The 19,070-nt window shown below is 71.4% G+C and carries 22 protein-coding genes; 12 read left to right on the top strand and 10 right to left on the bottom strand.

Translation table 11 applies throughout. The annotated features are described in order from the left end of the window. The first annotated feature begins 134 nt into the window (after positions 1-134). A complete protein-coding gene (locus tag KIK06_RS23245; protein ID WP_268645080.1) occupies positions 135-2,099 on the top strand; it encodes a hypothetical protein in 1,965 nt (654 codons plus the stop codon). Between the two features lie 29 nt (positions 2,100-2,128). Continuing rightward, the gene (locus KIK06_RS23250) at positions 2,129-3,643 is read left to right on the top strand and encodes an ABC transporter substrate-binding protein (protein WP_268645081.1); all 1,515 of its coding nucleotides are present in this window, start codon (positions 2,129-2,131) and stop codon (positions 3,641-3,643) included. A gap of 6 nt (positions 3,644-3,649) precedes the next feature. Here KIK06_RS23250 and KIK06_RS23255 read toward each other — a convergent pair whose 3' ends face one another. After that, positions 3,650-5,692 (bottom strand): sensor histidine kinase, encoded by a 2,043-nt coding sequence (locus KIK06_RS23255; RefSeq protein ID WP_268645082.1) that lies wholly within the window; start codon positions 5,690-5,692, stop codon positions 3,650-3,652. Then, on the bottom strand, positions 5,679-6,380 hold the full coding sequence (locus KIK06_RS23260) for a response regulator transcription factor (protein WP_268645083.1): 702 nt from the start codon (positions 6,378-6,380) through the stop codon (positions 5,679-5,681). The genes KIK06_RS23255 and KIK06_RS23260 overlap by 14 nt, the downstream gene beginning before the upstream one ends. Before the next feature lie 258 nt (positions 6,381-6,638). On the opposite strand from KIK06_RS23260, the gene KIK06_RS23265 reads away from it, so the two are divergent. From KIK06_RS23265 to KIK06_RS23280, 4 genes are all read left to right on the top strand, one after another. Continuing rightward, on the top strand, positions 6,639-7,403 hold the full coding sequence (locus KIK06_RS23265) for a L,D-transpeptidase (protein ID WP_442789793.1): 765 nt from the start codon (positions 6,639-6,641) through the stop codon (positions 7,401-7,403). Between the two features lie 129 nt (positions 7,404-7,532). Next, complete coding sequence (locus tag KIK06_RS23270) at positions 7,533-7,808, top strand: hypothetical protein (protein WP_017599134.1); 276 nt, start codon at positions 7,533-7,535, stop codon at positions 7,806-7,808. An 838-nt stretch (positions 7,809-8,646) separates the two neighbouring features. Beyond that, complete coding sequence (locus KIK06_RS23275; protein WP_268645085.1) at positions 8,647-8,892, top strand: hypothetical protein; 246 nt, start codon at positions 8,647-8,649, stop codon at positions 8,890-8,892. Further along, positions 8,885-10,249, top strand: a complete 1,365-nt coding sequence (locus KIK06_RS23280; RefSeq protein ID WP_268645086.1) for a DUF2637 domain-containing protein — start codon at positions 8,885-8,887, stop codon at positions 10,247-10,249. The genes KIK06_RS23275 and KIK06_RS23280 overlap by 8 nt, the downstream gene beginning before the upstream one ends. Positions 10,250-10,379: 130 nt before the next feature. Here the strand turns inward: KIK06_RS23280 and KIK06_RS23285 are convergent, their stop codons facing one another. Next, positions 10,380-10,565: a DUF397 domain-containing protein gene (locus KIK06_RS23285; RefSeq protein WP_268645087.1), complete on the bottom strand. Its 186-nt coding sequence runs from the start codon at positions 10,563-10,565 to the stop codon at positions 10,380-10,382. Positions 10,566-10,576: 11 nt separating this feature from the next. Then, positions 10,577-11,428, bottom strand: coding sequence for a helix-turn-helix domain-containing protein (locus KIK06_RS23290; RefSeq protein ID WP_268645088.1), 852 nt, complete (start codon positions 11,426-11,428; stop codon positions 10,577-10,579). A 244-nt stretch (positions 11,429-11,672) separates the two neighbouring features. Between KIK06_RS23290 and KIK06_RS23295 the strand changes: the two genes are divergently transcribed. The 6 genes from KIK06_RS23295 (at position 11,673) to KIK06_RS23320 (ending at position 14,874) form a co-directional block, all read left to right on the top strand. Next, positions 11,673-11,852: a hypothetical protein gene (locus tag KIK06_RS23295; protein WP_268645089.1), complete on the top strand. Its 180-nt coding sequence runs from the start codon at positions 11,673-11,675 to the stop codon at positions 11,850-11,852. Next, on the top strand, positions 11,849-12,100 hold the full coding sequence (locus KIK06_RS23300; RefSeq protein WP_268645090.1) for a hypothetical protein: 252 nt from the start codon (positions 11,849-11,851) through the stop codon (positions 12,098-12,100). Before KIK06_RS23295 ends, KIK06_RS23300 begins: the two co-directional genes overlap by 4 nt. Next, positions 12,097-12,345 carry a hypothetical protein gene (locus KIK06_RS23305; protein WP_268645091.1) on the top strand — a complete coding sequence of 83 codons (249 nt, stop codon included), beginning with the start codon at positions 12,097-12,099 and terminating at the stop codon, positions 12,343-12,345. Before KIK06_RS23300 ends, KIK06_RS23305 begins: the two co-directional genes overlap by 4 nt. Before the next feature lie 212 nt (positions 12,346-12,557). Continuing rightward, positions 12,558-12,743 carry a hypothetical protein gene (locus KIK06_RS23310; RefSeq protein ID WP_268645092.1) on the top strand — a complete coding sequence of 62 codons (186 nt, stop codon included), beginning with the start codon at positions 12,558-12,560 and terminating at the stop codon, positions 12,741-12,743. Further along, a complete protein-coding gene (locus KIK06_RS23315) occupies positions 12,743-13,891 on the top strand; it encodes an rRNA adenine N-6-methyltransferase family protein (RefSeq protein ID WP_268645093.1) in 1,149 nt (382 codons plus the stop codon). Before KIK06_RS23310 ends, KIK06_RS23315 begins: the two co-directional genes overlap by 1 nt. A gap of 410 nt (positions 13,892-14,301) precedes the next feature. Continuing rightward, complete coding sequence (locus tag KIK06_RS23320; protein ID WP_268645094.1) at positions 14,302-14,874, top strand: hypothetical protein; 573 nt, start codon at positions 14,302-14,304, stop codon at positions 14,872-14,874. A gap of 67 nt (positions 14,875-14,941) precedes the next feature. Here the strand turns inward: KIK06_RS23320 and KIK06_RS23325 are convergent, their stop codons facing one another. The 6 genes from KIK06_RS23325 to KIK06_RS23350 all read right to left on the bottom strand — a co-directional run bounded on the left by KIK06_RS23325 (position 14,942) and on the right by KIK06_RS23350 (position 19,069). Continuing rightward, entirely contained in the window at positions 14,942-15,145 is a 204-nt protein-coding gene (locus KIK06_RS23325) for a hypothetical protein (RefSeq protein ID WP_268645095.1), read from the bottom strand. Then, a complete protein-coding gene (locus KIK06_RS23330; RefSeq protein WP_268645096.1) occupies positions 15,142-15,996 on the bottom strand; it encodes a peptidoglycan recognition protein family protein in 855 nt (284 codons plus the stop codon). The genes KIK06_RS23325 and KIK06_RS23330 overlap by 4 nt, the downstream gene beginning before the upstream one ends. Positions 15,997-16,059: 63 nt before the next feature. Next, complete coding sequence (locus tag KIK06_RS23335) at positions 16,060-16,416, bottom strand: hypothetical protein (RefSeq protein ID WP_268645097.1); 357 nt, start codon at positions 16,414-16,416, stop codon at positions 16,060-16,062. 8 nt (positions 16,417-16,424) lie between these two features. Then, positions 16,425-17,363 carry a peptidoglycan-binding domain-containing protein gene (locus KIK06_RS23340; protein ID WP_268645098.1) on the bottom strand — a complete coding sequence of 313 codons (939 nt, stop codon included), beginning with the start codon at positions 17,361-17,363 and terminating at the stop codon, positions 16,425-16,427. After that, positions 17,360-18,103, bottom strand: coding sequence for a hypothetical protein (locus KIK06_RS23345; protein ID WP_268645099.1), 744 nt, complete (start codon positions 18,101-18,103; stop codon positions 17,360-17,362). The genes KIK06_RS23340 and KIK06_RS23345 overlap by 4 nt, the downstream gene beginning before the upstream one ends. 9 nt (positions 18,104-18,112) lie before the next feature. Continuing rightward, positions 18,113-19,069 carry a hypothetical protein gene (locus KIK06_RS23350; RefSeq protein WP_268645100.1) on the bottom strand — a complete coding sequence of 319 codons (957 nt, stop codon included), beginning with the start codon at positions 19,067-19,069 and terminating at the stop codon, positions 18,113-18,115. Position 19,070: the final 1 nt, after the last annotated feature.

Here is a 19,070-nt window from a genome sequence, read left to right on the forward strand (position 1 = left end):
CATGAATCGCCATAAAACACATAGTTGGAATAGTTCGCTCATAACGCCTGCGTTGCGAATGAGGGGAAGTGTCTTATCCGACCGGAAATCGCGCATCAACGTGAGTGGCCGAGACGAATGACCGGGAGTGTTGGGTGACGGAGCCCCGCAGTGACAGTCCTGTTGGACAACTCGAAGAGGCGAGGTGTTTCGCTGACCTGATCAGGGCGGAGTGGACCGACGGCGGCGGGCGCCGCCGTCCGGTCATGGTGGTGGAGGGCGGACACGGCCACGGCAAGACCCACCTCCTCCGGTGGATGGGCGCCAACCTGCGCGAGCGCGAGATCCCCCACGCCCACCTCGACCTCGCCGACCCCCGCTACTACTCCGACGTGGCCGCCGTCCTCACCGACCTCGTGTCGGTGACCGCGAACGGGCTGGGCCACCACCGCAGGTACTACGGGCGCCTGGAGTTTCCCCGCCTGTGGATCGCCCTGCTGGCCCTGCGGCTCGACCTGGCGGACGGCGAACCGGGCAGCGACCGTGAACAGGTCGAACAGGTTCTCCAACGGGTCCGCTCCCAGGACCGCGGCAGCCTCGCCTGGCTCGGTGACCGGCTCGACCGGGCGCGGGACCTCATCCCGCCCGGCGAGTTCCTCGGACCGGAGGCCCCCGTCCTCGAGCTCTCCCGCTGGGTCGCCACCGTCGCCAGATTCGGCGCGGCCGGCGCCGACCGCGCCGTCACCTGGTTCCGCACCCGGGACCGGGGACGCAACGACGGAGAGGTGGACGCCCTCGTCGCCCTCGCCCACAGCGCCCGCGAACCCGACCGGACGGACCCCACGCGCGGACTCACCAACCGCCGGATCGTCACCGCCTTCCTGTGCGACGCCCTGCGTGCGGACATGCGCCACGCGCCCAAGCGGCTCAACACCCTGCCCACACCCGTGATCCTCCTGGACAACGCCCACCGCGGCGTGGGGCCCGAGCTCGTCGAGGCTCTCACCCAGGTTCCCGGCAGCGCCGACCCCGAACCGCTCACCGTGGTCGCCACCACACGTGACGGCAGGGACAGCCTGCTGCGCGGGCTTCCCGACCCCCTGGCCGGGCTCGGAGGGGACGCCGCGTGGACCTCGTTCCGGCTCTCCGCCCTGAGCGCGCGCGACACGGGACGCCTGCTCGCCGAGCGGACCGACGGGGAGCACGTCGCCGAGGACCCGGCCGAACGCCTGTGGGAGTTCACCTCCGGCCACCCCGCCGCCACCGTCCGGATCGTCGAGTCCTGGACCGAGGTCCGGGGACGCGGGCTCCACGAGGCGCTCACGCACACCCCCGCCGTGCCCGACACCGGGCGCGCCCAGACCCGCACGACCGAGGAACGCATGCTCGCCGACGTGCTCGGCGCCGACCTCACCGATCTGCCGGAGGACCTCCGTGAGGCCCTCACCACCTGCTCGGCCGCGCGCGACGAGGACGCGGGGCTGTGGCTGTACCGGGCCCAGGACCCCCCGCACACGGCCGGGGAGAACGAACTGCGCGCCCACCCGCTGTGGGACGGCGACCAGCCCACCGTGCTGCGCCGTCTGTTGCTCCGCCGCCTCGCCCGCAGGGAGCGCGGCGGCCCCCACCCCGACTGGTCCGCCACCCACCGCGGGCTGGCCGATTATTACCAGAGCACCGACCCCGACCCGGACCGGGCCACCGAGAGCGAGATCCACCACCGCCTCAGCGACGGCCAGCTCCTCCGCGTCGCCTGGCACTTCGAGGGCTGGCTCAGGGCCCCTGACATCGGCGGGGCCGTGTGGGTCCGGCGGCTCCGCGCGGTCACCGCCGCTCCGATGCGCACCCGACCGGCGCTGCCGCTGCACGAGACGTGGCGGCGCATGTGGACGGAGGAGGCCGGGGAGGGCGCCACCGCCGCGACCGAGGCGTGCCTCAAGCTCGTCGCCGCGCGCCACATCCTCAGCGACCCGGACATGTTCCGCACCGACCACCTGCACGCCGTCTGCTCCCAGACCCTCACCGAACTGGCCCAGTACTGCCCGTCCGGACAGAGTCACATCCTCGACGAGGCCAGTGCGCACCTGGAGTACTGGCGCCGCTTCCACGGCACGGCGTGAACCCCCGACATCGGAAGGAAAACGAGACCATGGCCGATCAGGAGAGGGAGCCGGCCGGCGGCGGGGTCGTCATCCCCCGTCCCCAGCGGTTCCGGCGGACCCGTCGACTCCTGCTGCCCGTGGCCGTGGCGGTCGTCCTGGCGATGGTCGCGACGTCGGTCGTCCTGTGGGACCGGTTCAGCTGCGGCGGCCCGGGCAGCGGGGTGCGGTCCGTCGAGGGCCAGTGCGTGGGGGTCACGGACGGCGGGCACGTCTTCCACGACGACTTCGCCGGGATCCAGGCGCTCATCGCCAAGGAGAACGCGCGGGTCGCGGAGGAGGGCGGCACCGTCGTTCGGATCGCGTTCCTGGGCACGTTCACTTTCGGCGACGTGAGCCCCATGGACCCCGGCCGCGTCCGCAGGGCCCTGGAGGGGGCCTACACCGCGATGATGCGCGCCAACCACTCGCACGACTTCGGTGACCCCAGTCCCCAGATCCAGCTCGTCCTGGCCAACACGGGCGCCCAGCAGGAGCACTGGGAGACGGTCGTGGACGACCTCGTCGCGATGACCTCCGAGCCGGTGCCGCTGGTGGCGGTCGTGGGTATGGGCGTGAGCATCGAGTCCACCCGGTCCGCGGCCCGACGCCTGGCCGAGAACGAGGTCCCCATGGTCTCCTCCGCCGTGACCGCGGACGGACTCGACCACTTCGAGATCCCCGGCCTGCTCCGTGCCGCGCCCAGCAACTCCGAGTACGTGCGCGCGCTCCGGAACTACCTCGACGGGCTCGAGGAGGCGCCGAGGGCCACCCTCGTCTACGACACGACCGAACCCGACCTGTTCGTCAGCACGCTGCGCCGGGCCTACGAGGACCAGCTCGGGCAGTACGTGACCGGGCAGGCGCAGGAGTTCAGCGGAACGACCGTGGGGGACGCTCCCCGGGCCGGCCTGTTCGACACCGTCACCCTCAACGTGTGCGTGGCGGAGAGCGACACCGTGCTGTTCGCGGGCCGCACCCCCGACCTCGACGCGTTCCTCGAATCCCTCGCGGCCCGGTCCTGCGACGACACACCGATCCGCGTGCTGTTCGTCGTCGTCGGGCTGAGCGCCCTCGCCGACGAGGACACGATGGCGCTGCTGGACGAGGGCGACATCACCCTCGTCCACGCCTCGGGCATCGACCCCCGCTGGGCGACCGGTGGCCCGGACGCGGACGTTCCTCCCGGATACGCGGCGTTCCGGTCGGCCTTCGCACGCGAGGTGGACGACGATCCCACGGCACTGCGCAACGGCTACGCCCTGGTCACCCACGACGCGTTCGCGGTCGCGGCCTCGGCCGTGCGGACCACCAACGCCATGGAGCTCGACGGACCTCCCCTTCCTCCCGACGTCCTCCACCAGCTGATGCTGCTCAACAGCGCGCACGTGGTCCCGGCGGGGGCCGGGGTGTTCAGCTACGGCCCCGAGCGAGGCGGGGAGGCGGTCGGTCGGTACGTGCCGGTCGTCGAGCTTCCCCTGGAGGGGGACCAGCCCCAGGAGCGGCCCTACGTCATCGGCCGGTGAGAACCCTCAGGGACCGACCAGCGGGAGCCGGAGCGTGAACGTCGTGCCCTCGCCGAGGGTGCTCTCGACCTCCGCCCGGCCACCGTGCAGCTCGGTCAGGTTGCGCACGATGGACAGCCCCAGACCGCTCCCGCCGGTCTGGCGGCTGCGCGACTTCTCCGCCCGCCAGAACCGGTCGAACACCTGCGGCAGGTCCTCGGCGGCGATGCCGACGCCCGAGTCGGTCACCTCGAACACCGCCTCGTCCCCGTCGGGCCGCACGCGGACGGTGACCGTGCCGGGCGCCGTCGTGTGCCGCAGGGCGTTGCCGAGCAGGTTGCCCACGGCCTGGAAGAGCCGGGTGCGGTCGGCCCTGAGCACGACCTCGGCCGTCTCGGTCACCAGCTCCAGTCCGGCCTCGTCCGCGCGCAGCCGGTAGCTGGCCGCGACCTGTTCGACGAGCGTGTGGGCCTCCACCAGCTCAAGGGACAGCCGCAGCTTGCCCGCGTCGGCCAGCGCGAGGTCCCGCAGGTCGTCGATGATGTCCTGGAGCAGGAGGGTTTCGCCCACGAGCATCTCCATCCGGTCCGGCTCCAGGTCCGCGACGCCGTCCTGGACGGCTTCCAACCACCCCCGCAGGTTGCTCAGCGGCGTGCGCAGCTCGTGGGACACGTCGCTGACCATGGCCTTGCGCTGGTCCTCTAAGCGCTCCAGGTGCTCCGACATCTCGTTGAACGCGGCGGCCAGCTCGCCGATCTCACCGGAGTCGCTCACCTCGACCCGTGTCGACCACTGTCCTTGACGCATCCGCAGCACGGCGTCCGTCAGGGCGCGGACGGGGCGCACCAGCCGGGTCGACACGGCCACGCTCACCCCGACCGTCAGCACCAGCACCAGCAGCACCACGCTGGAGACCCGCAGCAGGCCCTCGCGGTTCAGGGAGGGTCCGGAGGCGGCGTCGGCGGAGGGGTCGTCGATGAAGAGCAGGGCGGCCGATGCCACGTGCGGGCGGAGCAGCTCGCGGTGGGCGGTGGCGACACAGTCGGCGGTGCGCTGGTCGAGGGCGGGCGCCACCGTGCCCAGGGGGGCGCCCGGATCCGCCTGGGGGCTGGGCGACCCCGGGATCCACCCCTCCTCCAGGGCCCGATCCCGTTCAGTCTCCTCGGCCTCGATCTCCGCCGTTTCCCCGTCCGAGGGGGCCCGCCCGTCCGTCGGCTCCGGTACGACCCACTCCTGTCCGGGGGACGGCTCCGGCTCCTCCTGTGCCGCCGGGGGCGAGGGTGTGGGGGCCTCGTCGGCGGGTGCTCCCGCACCCGCGTCCGCGGGAACGGCCAAGACCGATCCCGTCGTGCCGTCCATGCGGAACCGCACCTTTGGGTCGTCGGTGCCCAGGCAGTCACCGGTGAGCTCGCTCAGCTGCGCCAGGACCGGCCGCTCCCCGTCGGTGGGTTCCTCCAACGCCGCGAGCCCGCACTCGTCCCACAGGTAGTCGACCTCGTCGTAGGGATCGGTCACCTCCAGGTACGGCCGCCCGCTGGGCGCGGTCTCCAGGGTGACGGGGATCCCCGTCACGTTTTGGAGGCAGGCGGCCCCCTCCTCCGCGATCTCCGTCAGGTCCTCGCGGTCCGCCGCGCCGAGTCCGAACGGCCCGACCGCCCGGGCGTCCACACGGTCGGACCCCTCCGACACCAGGGTCACGTCCACCGCGAGGGGGTCCACGACCGAGGAGGCGCGCGGTGGGAGCGGCGCCTCCGACCCGGGCTCCGAGTCGGCGATCAGCTGACGGTTCTCCGTGGCCAGGACGATGCGCCGCCCCGTCTCCTCGGCGAGCTCGTCGACGATGTGGTCGACGCCGTCCCAGTCGCGGTTCGTCGCGGCGTAGCCGACGAGTGTGTCGTGGATACGGGTGTCGGCGGCCAGGGTCTCGCCCTGCTCCGAGCTGATCGAGTCCGAGGTGCCCTGCACCGCCAGCCACGCGGTCGCCGTGATGGAGCAGACCGCGACGAGCACGGAGCTCGCCAGCATGCGGGCGAGCAGACTGTGCCGTAGCGCGCCCCTACGGCGCGCCATCGGCCGGGCCGTTCAACTTGTACCCGACCCCGTAGACCGTGATGAGCAGGGTGGGTCTGCGGTGGTTCGCCTCGAGTTTGCGGCGCAGGTTCATCACGTGGACGTCGATCGTGCGCTCGGTGATGAAGCGGCTGACGCCGTGGATGCGCTCCAGCAGTTGCGCCCGGCTGAACACCCGCCCCGGCTGGGCGGCCAGTGCCGCGAGCAGCTGGAACTCGGCGGGGGTGCAGTCGACGGGGACCCCGCGCAGCTGGACGGTGTGCCGATCGGAGTCGACCGCGAGCGGTCCCGCGCGCATGACGCGGTCGGTCCGTTCGACGCCTCGGCGGGACCGGCGCAGCAGGGTGCGGACCCGCGCCATCAGTTCGCGCGGGCTGTAGGGCTTGGTGACGTAGTCGTCCGCACCCAGGTCGAGGCCCGTGAGCAGGTCCTCCTCGGTGGAGCGGGCGGTGAGCATCAGGACTGCGACGTCCGACTCGGCGCGCAGCGCGCGGCAGGCGTCCAGTCCGCTCATGACCGGCATCATCACGTCCAGGATCACCAGGTCGGGGACATCACGGTGGTGTTCGGCGACCGCGGCGCGGCCGTCGTGGACCACGCGCACGACGTGGCCCTCGTGCTCCAGATAACGCCGGATGAGGTCGGCCTGGTTCGTGTCGTCCTCGGCGACGAGCACATGGGCGCACACGGGGGTCCTCCGCTCGCTCGTGGGAACGCTGGCGCGGCTTGATCGTATGACCCGCCGACCGGGAGCGGAGACGCTGACGGACAGGGGCGGAAACGGCCCCCAGGTCAGAACACGGCTCCCACACGGCGAACACACAGGATCCACACATTCGTGCGCCAGAGTTCATGACCGTCCGACCGGGTGACACCGCGCCGGACGAGTCCCACACGGTCCCGGAGCGGCTCACCGCCCGGGGCCACTCCCGCCACACGAACCCGGATGGTTCCCATGCGTCGATCCTCGCCGCTTCCGCGCCCGTCCCGGCCCGGACCGCGCGCGGCCCCGCCGCCGCTGGTGACGGCCGCGCTCCTGGCCGCCCTCACAGCGTGCTCGTCCCCCGCCCCGGACGAGGCGGGCGGAGAGGCCCCCGCCGGACCCCCGGAGGCGGGGGCCCGGATCGCCACGGTCGTCGGCGACTCGATCGACGTCCGCGCCGAGGCGGGCGGGGACGAGGTCCTCGAAACGCTGGCGAACCCCAACGACCTCGGCGCGGAGCGGACGTTCCTCGTCGAGAGCGTCGAGGGCGCGTGGCTGGAGGTGCTCCTGCCGATCCGCCCGAACGGCAGCACCGGATGGGTGCGCGCCGACGAGGTGGCGCTGACCGGCACCGACTACCTCGTGGAGGTCGACGTCACCGAGTTCGAGTTCACCGTTCTGAAGGCAGATGAGGAGGTGCGCTCGGGGGTCATCGGCACGGGGGAGAGCGAGACGCCCACCCCGGAGGGCCGCTACTACTTCACCGAGCTGCTCCAGCCGCCGGACCCCGAGGGGCCCTACGGCGTCTACGCCTTCGGGCTCAGCGGGTTCTCCGAGACGTTGGAGACCTTCGCGGGCGGTCCCGGCCAGTTGGCGGTGCACGGCACCAACGACGAGAGCGCCCTGGGACAGCGGGTGAGCCACGGGTGCATCCGCGTCTCCAACGAGGACATCACCTGGATGGCCGAGAACCTGCCGGTCGGCACCCCGGTCGAGATCTCCGCCTGAGGAGCGGCCCCGGTTCCGCGGACACGGGGGCGGGACCGGGGCCGGAAGACGGGTGGGGGAGTCCCCGCCCGTCGCGAACCACCCCGGACAACGCAACGAAAGCCAGACCAACGCAACGAAAGGTCGATCATGCGACTGAAGCCCTTCTTCCTCGCCGTCGGAGTCGCCGCGGTGACGCTCTTCGGGGCCGCGCCCGCCCTGGCCGACGACGGCGCGGGTGCTCCGCCCGAGGCGTCCCCCGTCCCGTCCGAGGCCCCGGAGCCGACCGCTTCACCCGGGACTCCCGAGCCGACGGCTCCGGAGGAGCAGCCTGACCCGTCCCCTGTTCCCTCCCCCGGTGAGGGCGCGCCCGTTCCGGCCACTCCGGCCAGCCCTCTGCCCGCTGATCCGAACTACACCGGCTGACGCCGGCCCTCAGAGCCGGGGCGCGCCGACGGGGGCGGGAATCCTCGACGCGGCGCGCTCCGATGACGGGACCCACCGGCGGGGGTGGGTCCCACGTGCCCCCGGCGACCCCGCACGCCGGTCACTCCGGCGGCCGCGGTGGTCCTCCGCTCCTTCGGTCGCCGGGGGCCTCCCCCGCTCGAACGCCCCTCCGCCACCGGACACCGTGTCCCGTGGCGGAGGGGCGTCGTCGTTCGAGGGTGGGGACTCGACGGGGGCGGACCCAGGTTCGCGACGACCGTCCGTCCACCGTGGGCGCCAGACGGCCGAGCGACTCAAGGCTGGCGGGAAGCGGGTCGACCACGACCTCGTGTTCCCGGACGCGGACGGTCAACCGGTCGGCCGCATGGGCGGCGCCCTGTTCGGCTGATCCCCTGAGACAGGGTGAGACGTGATGACGCCCCGTGCGAATGCAACTAGAGATGCAACCAGCGCACGACGAAGGGCCCGCCGCGTGTGCGACGGACCCCTCGTGACCTGCGGAGGATCGGGGATTTGAACCCCGGAAGGCGTTGCCACCTAACCGCATTAGCAGTGTTCTAGCCAGTCTGTTTGGCAGTCGTTGGCCAGCGTTAGCGACGGGTGTTTTCCCAGCTAGATCAGGGTTCTAGCTCGTTGGCTGTCGTTGGCCAAAATCGACAACTTACGGACCCATTGGCCTCACATTGGCCTCACGTCTGGGGCGAGAATCCCCAGTTCATCACGGGGTGAGGAGCCCCAACAGAAGCGCCCCCGGGCGGTGTTGCACCACCGCTCCGAGGGCTTGTCCAACGACCTGACATCACCAGGAGTTGAACCAGTGCCTAACGTATCGCGCCGAGCCCAGCAGCCCCCCACAGTCCCGCTGGACGATGTCCTCGCCCTCCTGGCGGCCGTCCAGGACGTCCTGGACCTGCCGAAGGACGGCGCGTCAGACGCCGTCGTCTACCGGCTCGCGCACACCTCCGGCGTCCTGTCCGCCGCTGTCGACCAACGGGGCATCACCACCGCCACCGACATCATCCGCCGCACCGCCGCGAGCGCCCAGGCGGTGCCCGGTGAGTAGCCCCAACACCCCGCAGAAGAAACTCTCCGACGGGCAGTCGCTCGGGCTGGCCCTGGCCGTGACGGGGATGCTCGCCGTCGGCGCCTACGGGCTCGTCATCTCCTACTGGACCGTGCGCGAACTCGCGGTGAAGCTCCACATGCCGCTCCCGCACATCTTCCCCGTCGGCATCGAGGGCGGCATGATCGCGGTCCTGGCGATCGACATCGTCCTCACGTGGATCGGCCGGCCGATCGGGTGGCTGCGCCAGGTCGCCCGCGCGCTGTCGGCGACGGCGATCTCGATCAACGCCTACGCGGGCGCCGAGTACGGCCCGGCCGCGGTCGTCATGCACGCCTTGGCCCCGGCGATCCTGATCGTCGGCGTCGAGGCGCTCCGCCACCACCTCTTGGTGGTGCTCCAGGTGCCCGAGGAGCGTGAGCCGATCCCGCGCGGCCGGTGGCTGCTGGCGCCCCTGTCCACGCTGGCGATGTGGCGCCGGATGGTGCTGTGGCAGCAGCCCCGCTACTCCGAGGCGCTGGACACGCACCTGGACCGGCACGAGGCGCTCGCCGAGCTGCGTCGCGCGTTCGGGTGGCGGTGGAAGCACTACATCCCCGCGGGCCTCGCTTACCGGCTGCGCGTCGGCGTGCGGCTGGCCGAGTCCACCGCCGAGGTGCGCGCGCTCCTCGATGCGCACTACGCGCACGACGCGGTCCACGATGTGCGCGAGGTTCCCGGACACGATGTGCGCGCACTGCCCGCCAGCGCCCCCGTACCGCCCACGTGGGTGCACATCGACGACGTGGTGCGCGTGCGTGTCGGCGGCGACCGGGTGGACGGACACCTGGACCTGGGCGGGCGGGCGCTGCTCCCGGTGGTGTGCGCGCATCGTGCGCGCAAGCGTGCCGAAGCCCTCGCGCGCGGCGACCGGGCGGTGGCCGACCTCCTCCACTGGCGAGACGGAGGAGGCGCCCGGGAGCGCGTTGCCCGTGCTCGCGCCGACGCGCACGACGCGGTCGGCAGTGTGCGCGCGGACTCGGACGACGCGCACATCGAGCGGCAGGTGGCGCGCGGTGTAGAACAGCTCGCCGCATGGCTGGACCATGAAGACGGCGCGCGCACATCGTCCCCGGCGAGCGATGCGCGCGAGGAGTCCGTCGAACGTGAGCAGCGCGCGGATCGTTGTGAGCGGGAGCTGCCCGCGCGCGTGGCACCGGCTGCCCGCGCACGCCGGTCACGCGGGAAGGAAACCCGCGCGCGGATCGTCGCGCACATCGAGCAGCACCCCGAGGACGACGCCGAGCGGATCGGGGAGCAGGTCGGCGTGAGCGCATCGACCGTGCGCAGGCACCTGCGGGAGATACGCGATCGCTGATCTGTTCGACTACCGCCGATGGCTAGTCCGTCTGAATCACGGGCGCTACACTCGGCGGTGGGATTGCATCAGGTAATGCAACGACGAAGGCCCCCGGCGACGCCGGGGGCCTTCGTCGTATCGAGAGTGGCTACGCGAACCGGAGCCCGCCCAGGAGCGCGACCCACTCGGCGGAGGGGACCTCCAGGTGCCCCAGCTCGCGGTTCTGGGTGTCGCGCACAGCCGCGCCGCCAGGGAAGTCGGCGACCTCGACGCAGTTCTCGGTGCGCCCTTGCGAATAGGACGACTTGCGGAAGGTCAGGTCGTGGGATTGCATCGGTGCCTTCTCTAACTGGGATTGATCAGGGCCTCCAGGACCGCCCGGGAGTCCTCGACGGACAGCGCCGAAGCCTGCACGTGCCGATAGACCGTCTCGGCATGAGCGATTTCGACGGGGTCCTCGTAGAACAACTGGGCCATGATGTCTTCTCGGTATACCACCGGCGGATCGTCCTGGAAGTCCAGGATCGAGAAGGACCCCGTCGTGGCAGCGTGCAAGCCTGCGGAGTCGGGCAGAACCTGTACGCGCAGGTCTCGGCGCTGGACGTCGATCAGGTACCGGATCTGCTCGCCGCGGACGTCTGCGGGGATCTTCCGGAGCGCCGCTTCGTCGATGATCGCCCACACCTGCGGCCCGATCGCTCCGGGGGTGATGATCTGTTTCCGGGCCATGCGAGCCTCAACGTACCGCTCGACTTCGGCTTCGTCGGTGACACCGTGGCTACGGGTGATCGCTCGTGCGTAGCCCTCGGTTTGGAGCAGGCCGGGGATTACCAGTGCCTCGTAGGTGCGGATGGACGCGGCTTCCAACTCCAGCCCGACGTAGGCACCCTGGCCGAGCACGTCGGAGTACCCGACCCACCATCCCGACTGTCGGGCCTGCTTGGTGAGCGTGATGTAGGCCTGGCGCTCCTCGGGGTCGGTGACCTCGTAGATGTCGAGCAGCGCCTCGACGTCCACGACGGCGGGCCGGATCCATTCGTTGTTCTCGATCCGAGTGAGCTTGCCGCGCGACCACTTGCCCTTGCCCCGCTGCTTGGCCTCGGTCGTCACGTAGGAAGACGTGTACCCCTTCCCCTCGCGCAGCTCCCTGAGCCGTCGCGACAGGCGCCGCCGACGCAGGGTCGGACTCTTGGCCATGGGTGTCTCGCTCCTCGCGGTCGGTCGCTGGCGTAGCGATCCTACGATGCGGTCGCGCTGATCAGACATTTCGTACACCGCCCACAGAGAGTCGGGCGTACCACCCGACGATGTATCTCACTGAGATAGATTCTCGCACTGAATCTCAACTTGGGCATTGAGAATTTGCTTGCGATGGGTCAGCATGGGGCTACCTGATCAATCCCGCCGGACCTCCCATCCGGCATCCGACAGGAGGTGCGCTATGCGCTACCTGCGACCCGACGACCTGGACCGCGTGCGCCACCGCGCCGCGGCGATGATCCGAAACCGGCGCCCGCGCCGAGCGTCCCGACCCCGCCCCTACGTGACCTGGCCCGGCGGGGACCTCGCCCCGCTCACCCTGGCCGTGCGCGGACTGCTCGCCCTGCGAGGTGCCGCATGATCGACACCCGTACCGGCGACCTGCTCGCTGCGATCCGAGACGCGCTCACCCTCCCGGCCGTGCCGATCGACACCGGCCGCGCCGACCGGGACCCCCTGGAGCGCGTCCGCGCCGACGCCGTCCGCCAGGCCGTGCACCACGCGCTCGTCACCGGCGACCTGACCGGCGCCGTCGACCTCCTCGACACCGCCATCGCGGCCACGCCCACCGACCGGGTGTGCGTGCCCCACCAGGGGGTGACCCGATGAAGCGCCGACAGACGGTGTGCGACCTGCACGAGCTGCCCGACGTTCCCGCGCTCAAGCGGTGGGCGGCCGACCACGGAGCCGACGTCACCTGCCTGGGCCCGGACCTGGAGTCCCGCGCGGTCTACGCCGCGGCCGTCGGCCCGGTGATCCGGGTGGCCCGGTCGGCGCACCGGGACCCGCACCTGCACACGCTCGTGTGGCACTCCCCCCTGGAGCACCTGCCCGACACCGCGTCGGCGGTCTGAGCCGGGTGCGGCCCCTGCCCCCGGCTGGGGCCGCACCCTCCCCCAGGGAGGACACGGTGGACGGAGCCACCCGATGCGAGGCCACGCCCAGCGGGCAACACGACTACATCCCCGACCCGCCCACCCGACACGACCGCATCCGTACAGCCAGGTGCCGCCACTGCGGTGACGTCCTGACCGTCACCCGATAGCACGACAGAACGGAGAACCCCATGGCAGCAACAACGCTCGCCCCCGCCCCCGCGGTCCGTCCGACCGCGCCGACCGCCGCGAAGGACTGCGGCATGTGCAACGGCCAGGGCGGCAGCTGGGAAACCAGCGACGGTGGGAGCCCCGGCAAGAACTTCCGCCGCTGGGTGCCGTGTGCCGGCTGCAACGGCACCGGGAAGGTCGGCTGATGGGGAACACCACCACCATGGACTACGCCCCCCTGGCCGCATCCCTGGCCGGACGCCTGCGCGACCGCGGCACCCCCGAGCACATCGCGAAGCTGTTCGTCCGGGTGCCCCGGCACCGGTTCCTGCCCGACGTGTACTGGACCGAGGACCGCACTCGCGTCGACCGCACCGACGACCCGGCGACGTGGCTGCGTACCGCCTACACCGACCAGGCGCTGACCACCCAACGCGACGACGGCCGCGACGGCGGGATGGGCGTGCCCACCTCCTCCTCGTCAGCCCCGTCGGTCATGGCCAGGATGCTCGCCGCGGCGCGCATTGAGCCGGACCAGCGGGTGCTGGAGATCGGCACTGGCACCGGGTTCAACGCCGCCCTCCTGGCGGAGCTGCTCGGTTCCCGGAACGTGACCACGATCGAGGTCGACCAGGCGCTCGCAGAGACCGCCCGCGCCGCGCTGTACACCGCCGGGTACACCCCCGACGTCGTCATCGGCGACGGCGAGCAGACACCGCGCCCCGCCAGCGTCCACCGGATCATCGCCACGTGCACCGTGTCCCGCCTGCCGTGGTCGTGGCTGGACCAGCTGCGCGGCCGGGGCCGGATCGTCACCCCCTGGTCGCCCTCCCCGGGAGCGCCGGGCGGTGTGCTCGCCGCGTTGGACACCCACGGGACCGGCCTCGCCGAGGGCGGGTTCGAGGGAAGTCTGGCGTTCATGTGGTCCCGGAATCAGCGCCGACCCGGGGGGCCCGCACCCGACACCGACGCGCACCCCGAGCACGTCGAGACTGTCGCCGAAGACCCGCGTGGGCCTTGGCTCGACGGGGAGAAGTCCCTGCTCCTGTCCCTGCTGATGCCGGACTGGACGTTCGGGATGCGCATGGAGCCCGGTGCTGACGAGCCGCACGTATGGCTGGCCTCCACCCGATGCTCATCGTGGGCGCGGGTGCACGCGGACGGCCGTGTCGAGCAGGACGGAGAACGGCTCCTCGTGCAGGAGGCGCGCACCACCTGGCAGTGGTGGGAGCACAAGGACCGGCCCGGCGTCGACCGGTTCGGCCTGACCATCGACCGCGAGAACGCGCGGCAGACAGTGTGGCTCGACGGCCCCCAGCACGCACTGTGGACCACTCACCGGCAGATCACCTGAAACCTCCGTGTGCGGCCCGGTGAGGGCATAGCGCACGGTGGCCCCGGGACTGGGGTACCCGGGGAGGGTCCGGCGGGGGAAGTAGTAGCCGCTGGGCCTGGACCCCACCTTCCGCAGGGAGGGTGGGGTTTTTCGCATGTCAGGAAGGGTTCGGCCCGTGCGTGGGAGGCCGGGGACCAGGGGCAACCGTGGCAGTCGCGGCCAAGGTTGCCCACGACGTCCGTCCCGTGCCTGCTCAGGGTCCGCAGTTGTGGGCGAGACGCCTACAGCTGCCGCCGTCTGGGAGGTAACTGCCCACGACGTCTTCCCCGTGCGCACCCCGCTCCCGGACATCTGCCGGATTCCCCTGCGCGCCGGTCTCCGCTCGGCCACACTGGGCCTGAGAACCAGCTCGTTCCCTGGAGGCACCGATGCGATCGCCCCTTCTCACCGCAGCCGTCGCCGTCGCCCTGGCGGCCACCGGATGCACGAGCGACACCACCACCGACGACGTGCCCGAGGGCATGGACGAGATGGAGGAGTACGAGGAGACCGGCCCCGACAGCGGCAGCGGCGAGGAGATGGGCGACGGTGTCGCGGACCTCGGGTCGACGCACGACTTCGGTGACGGCGTCACCATCGCCATGGTCGACCTACGCCGCGAGATCGCCGAGGACGGCTTCAACTCCTCGACGGGCGAGGAGGGCGACCTGCCGTATGTGGCGTGGTCGTGGGAGCTGACCAACGACACCGGCGCGGCGCTGCCACTGGGCGGAACCACCGTCGCCTGCTTCACCGGCGATCCACTGGCCGAGGCCGAACAGCCGCACCTGGGCGATTCCTTGAACCCGCCGGACATGCTCGCCGACGGTCAGACAGCGACCTGGGACGCGGACTGCTGGATGGGCGAGGACGAGACCGCGCTCCAGTACACCCTGGACCTGTACACCCCCGACAGCGAGCCGTTGTACACGGTCACCTTCGTCGGGGACGTCCCGGCGTAGCGGCCCCGGACACGACGAAGCCGCCCCCGCTCCTCTTGCGAGGAACGGGGGCGCGGTGGTGCGCGGTCTACGACCGGCGGGTGTGTGGTGCCAGCCACCCGGCGACGAACACGACTAGGAGCACAGCGGCGGCGGCGACCGTGGCGGGCAGGTCGTGGCCGAGTAGGCCAGCGACGTACACCAGCACGGTGACAGCGGCGCCGCTGACGCCGGCGGCGGTGACCTTCTTCTCGGGACGGGCGGTCGACTTCGGAGCTTCGTGCACGGTCATGCCTCCAGGGTCACGGTGCCGGAGATGGTGGCGGTCGCGGGCAGGTTGTTGCCGGTACCGCTGGGTGCGTTGGCGAGAATCTCCTCGGCCTGCTTCCTGGCCAGGGCCTTGAGGATCTGGGCGTAGGCGTAGGAGGTGACGGTGTCGCCGTTGGTAGCGGAGGAGCCCATCTGCTGACGGACCCAAAGGACCGCGTCTGCGGTCTCCTGGCCGTATCCGCCGTCCGCGCCGTACTGGGGCAGGGTCGCTCCGCAGTAGAGCAGGACCTGCTGTAGGGCGGTCACCGGGCGTCCGCTGTCGCCGAGCTTGAGTCCGAGCATGGGGTCGCTTCCTTCCGTGGTGATGGGTGTGGGTGAGCCGGGAGCCTGCTCGAAAGCCCCGCTCTCGACGAGGTCGTAGAGCAGACTCCCCGGACACGAGGTGGAGGAGAAGTCCCGGTGACCGAGCACCGTGCCAGACACGCCGTGCTCGGCCATCAGCCAGCCGCGGAGTCGGCGGACGCCGTCGATCTGCGCGTCGGTGGGCGTCTCGCCCTCGCCGATCATCAGGGACACGCTGTAGTAGTTCGCGTTCCCGTCGGTGGTGCCCTGGGCGGCCTGGTAGCGGTGGAGCCCGCGACCCTCGAAGAGGTGGCCGTCGACCGAGACGCCGAAGCTATACCCCGTATCGGCCCAACCGCGGTTGTTGACGTGGTCGTCGCGGGTGTTCTTCCAGTAGGAGACGCAGTCCGCGTGGTCACTGAGGTGGGTCGCGGCACCGTTGTAGTGGACGACAAGCCCGGCGTCGGGGTCGGCGTAGTCGGCGGGGGAGGACGCGGACCAGCCGAAGTAGGTCCGCGGGTAGTCGATCACGAGTCGCCTCCTGGTGGGCATGGTGACGGCCCCGGCAGCGGCCGGGGTGTGTGGGGTGATGGGTCAGTTGGTGAGGAGCTGCAAGGCCAGGAGGACGGCCCCGACCACCAGGGACAGCACCCCGGCGATCACGGCGCCCCAGATCATCCGCCGGTCGGCGGCGCGGTCGCGGTCGGAGTCGCGTCGGTCCTGCTCGCGGCCGGTCTTGGCCTGTTCCATGTCGGCGCGCAAGTCGGCGATCTCGGAGCCGAGACGTCCGATCCTCTCCTCGGTCAGGCGCTTGTCGGACTCGTAGACGTCGGCGGACACCCGTCCGCCGACCTCCCGTCGGAGGTCGTCGAAGCCCTTGCGCATCTCCTCGCGCATCAGGGTCAACAGCTCTCCCAAGTGCGCGTAGTTCGGTGTCGGTGGTGTGCTCACGAGGGCTCCTAGATCGGCGACCCGAGTCGCAGTACCGCCGGAGCGGACGGCTCGGGCGGCGGGGCGGCGGGGCCGATCCACACCCCGTCGTCAGCCACGGCCAGGTGGGACAGGTACACCGGCGGCGGGATCGTGCCCAACGCGAGGTCCATCGCGGCGCGGGTCTCGGGCCCGGCCTCGCCGTCGACCAGGGACAAGCCGAGCGCGGACTGCTGGTTCATCACGGCACTCTGGGTGCCGGACCCGAAGTCGCCGTCGGCGCCCCACGGCGACAGGTCTTCGCCCAAGTCGATCAGGTCGTTCTGTAGCTCGGTGACCTCGGGGCCTTGGTCGCCGATCCGCAGGGTGGTGCGACGGCGCCATCGGTATCCGGTGATGTCGAGGGTGCGGCCGGGGTCGGACAGGCCCAGCCAGGTGTTGATGCGGGCTCCGGTGGTGGCGTGCCCGGCGAACACCTGGGACACGAGGTCGGTGCCGTCGTAGGCCATCTCCACGCGGAGTAGCTGTCCGAGGGGTACGGCGGACCCGTCCGAGGAGTCCCACACCAGCGGGGCCGCGGCCAGGTCCGGCGTCTGTAGTCGGGTGCCGACGTTCCCTCCGGCGGTGCCGTGCACCGTCCAGGCGTGTGTGGGCAGGACGGCGGAGGAACGCACTTCGTCGGTGCCGTGTCCGGCGTCCTGGAGCTGGGGCATCCACACGTACCAGCGGGCCGACCACGGACCCGATGCGGGCAGGGACACCTGCAGGGCGGGGGTTTCGCCGCGGTGTCCGCCGGTGTCCAGGCGCACGGACGGCAGGCCGTGCAGGGTCTGGGTGTCGTCGTAGACGGCGCGGGTGCCGCCGTTGGCGATGGTGACGGTGCCGGTGTCGGCGGTCGCCGCCAGGGTCACGTCGGACACCTGCACGCCCACGTCGCCGTTCAGGCGGTTGTCGATCGTCAGGGTCACCGGATCATCACCTGCACCGTGACGTCCTCCACCTCATCCGCCGGGTCGGACAGGGTCACCCGGGTGGTGACGCCGGTTCCGTCCGAGACGGCCGCGGCGGGGGTGACGGTGGCGGCCTGGGTGGTGGTGTCGAGGACGACAGCGGCCACGACGGTGGTGGCTTGGGTGTCCAGGTCGACAGTGAGAACCTCGACGGTGACGCTGCCGGTGGTGACGGTGGCCTCGGCGCGCACGGTCTCGATCTCCTGGCTCGTGCCCTCCAGGTTCACGTACCGGTGCGGGCTGGTGGAGTCTTCCACGGCTCCGGACATGGTCCACACCAGCGGGTGCGCGGTTGCGACGACCTCCGTCCCGCCCTGTTCCAGGGTGGTCACGCGCGCCTCGACTCCGGCGACGATGGCGGGCCAGTCGATCGACGTGAGTACCCACTTGTTCAGGTCCGGGGGGTCGTCGACTCCGTCGAAGGTGTCCTCGGCCTGGCCGAGGAGGAGGGTCTTGGCCTCGTCGGGGCCGCGGAAGCGCGGGATCCTGCCGTAGCTGGTCGCGGTGATCTCGGTGACGGCCGCCCCGGTGTGGTCGAGCAGGTCGGTGATGCGGGTGCCGGTGGTGTAGTCATAGGCCCACAGGCGCGCGCCGGGCATCAGGACGGCGTTGTAGCCGAGCTGTTCGTCGGCCCAGGTGTACTGCTCGCCGGGGCCGACGACGAAGTCGGTGGGGCTGTCGCCGAACCAGTAGCGCATGCGCCCTCCTCAGTCCAGGACGTAGGTGGAGCCGTTGAGGTCCACCCACGTCGGGTCGTAGTCGGTGTAGACGAGCAGGCGGCCCGCGTCGGCGGGGCTGACCGAGGTGGACAGCATTTCCAGGCGCGAGGTGGTGCCGCCGGAGCGGGACGTGGTCGCGACCGCCCACCGCCGGTAGGTGCTCGTGCGGATCGCGGAGGGCACCCGCGCGACGTACTCGCCGCTGGTCAGTGCCCCGCCGCTCTGGCGTCGGATGCGTCCGTCCAGGCGGATGATGTCGGGGGCGTCGTAGCGCCACCTCGGCGTGGTTCCGGGGGCGGGCTCATACCCACTGCGCAGGGTCAGTAGCTGCCACGGGGACGGGTAGGTGGTGTCGGCGACCAGCCGCCAGGCTCCCTGCGTGTAGGTGATCAGGCGGCCGGTGTCGGTCTCGAAGGCGAGCATGCCGTCCCACGGGTTGGGCGGGCGGACGGTGGAGGCGCAGGGGATGGCCCCGGAGGGGGCTGTCCATTGGCGCACGGACAGGTCGACGTCGCCGGGGCCGACCACGGCGGTGGCTCCGGCGATGGTGTACCGGGCCAGGACCGTGTCCCAGGTTCCGGCCGGGTCACGCTCTGGCGAGGGCCAGGAGGACGAGCCCGCGGTGCCCTCGATGATGTGCGGGTAGCAGGTGCCGGTGCCGGTGTCGGCACGCAGGACCACCAGGTCCCGACGCTCCTGGCTGGCGCCGTTGGGTGGGATGGACAGCGGGACGGGGGCGTCGGTGCGGTACCACCAGCCGCCGACCATCGCGTAGCCGCTGCTCACGGTGAGCTGCGAAGTGGTGTTCGCGGTGACGGTGAGCTGGTTCCCCGCGTCAGGCCCGGAGGCCACCACACCGTCGGCGGCGTGGCGGCGCACCAGCCGCGCGTAGGAGGTATCGGCGGTGATGGGGGTGGCGGTGAACACCCCGTACTCCTCAGCCACG

Origin of the sequence: Nocardiopsis sp. EMB25, from assembly GCF_026797795.1 — a bacterium.
In the GTDB taxonomy this organism is placed as follows: domain Bacteria; phylum Actinomycetota; class Actinomycetes; order Streptosporangiales; family Streptosporangiaceae; genus Nocardiopsis; species Nocardiopsis lucentensis.

Coding starts and splice junctions, on each gene's coding strand:
- KIK06_RS23250 (WP_268645081.1), top strand. CDS start 2,129: ATGGCCGATCAGGAGAGGGAGCCGGCCGGCGGCGGGGTCGTCATCCCC.
- KIK06_RS23255 (WP_268645082.1), bottom strand. CDS start 5,692: ATGGCGCGCCGTAGGGGCGCGCTACGGCACAGTCTGCTCGCCCGCATG.
- KIK06_RS23265 (WP_442789793.1), top strand. CDS start 6,639: ATGGTTCCCATGCGTCGATCCTCGCCGCTTCCGCGCCCGTCCCGGCCC.
- KIK06_RS23270 (WP_017599134.1), top strand. CDS start 7,533: ATGCGACTGAAGCCCTTCTTCCTCGCCGTCGGAGTCGCCGCGGTGACG.
- KIK06_RS23285 (WP_268645087.1), bottom strand. CDS start 10,565: ATGCAATCCCACGACCTGACCTTCCGCAAGTCGTCCTATTCGCAAGGG.
- KIK06_RS23290 (WP_268645088.1), bottom strand. CDS start 11,428: ATGGCCAAGAGTCCGACCCTGCGTCGGCGGCGCCTGTCGCGACGGCTC.
- KIK06_RS23295 (WP_268645089.1), top strand. CDS start 11,673: ATGCGCTACCTGCGACCCGACGACCTGGACCGCGTGCGCCACCGCGCC.
- KIK06_RS23300 (WP_268645090.1), top strand. CDS start 11,849: ATGATCGACACCCGTACCGGCGACCTGCTCGCTGCGATCCGAGACGCG.
- KIK06_RS23305 (WP_268645091.1), top strand. CDS start 12,097: ATGAAGCGCCGACAGACGGTGTGCGACCTGCACGAGCTGCCCGACGTT.
- KIK06_RS23310 (WP_268645092.1), top strand. CDS start 12,558: ATGGCAGCAACAACGCTCGCCCCCGCCCCCGCGGTCCGTCCGACCGCG.
- KIK06_RS23315 (WP_268645093.1), top strand. CDS start 12,743: ATGGGGAACACCACCACCATGGACTACGCCCCCCTGGCCGCATCCCTG.
- KIK06_RS23320 (WP_268645094.1), top strand. CDS start 14,302: ATGCGATCGCCCCTTCTCACCGCAGCCGTCGCCGTCGCCCTGGCGGCC.
- KIK06_RS23325 (WP_268645095.1), bottom strand. CDS start 15,145: ATGACCGTGCACGAAGCTCCGAAGTCGACCGCCCGTCCCGAGAAGAAG.
- KIK06_RS23345 (WP_268645099.1), bottom strand. CDS start 18,103: ATGCGCTACTGGTTCGGCGACAGCCCCACCGACTTCGTCGTCGGCCCC.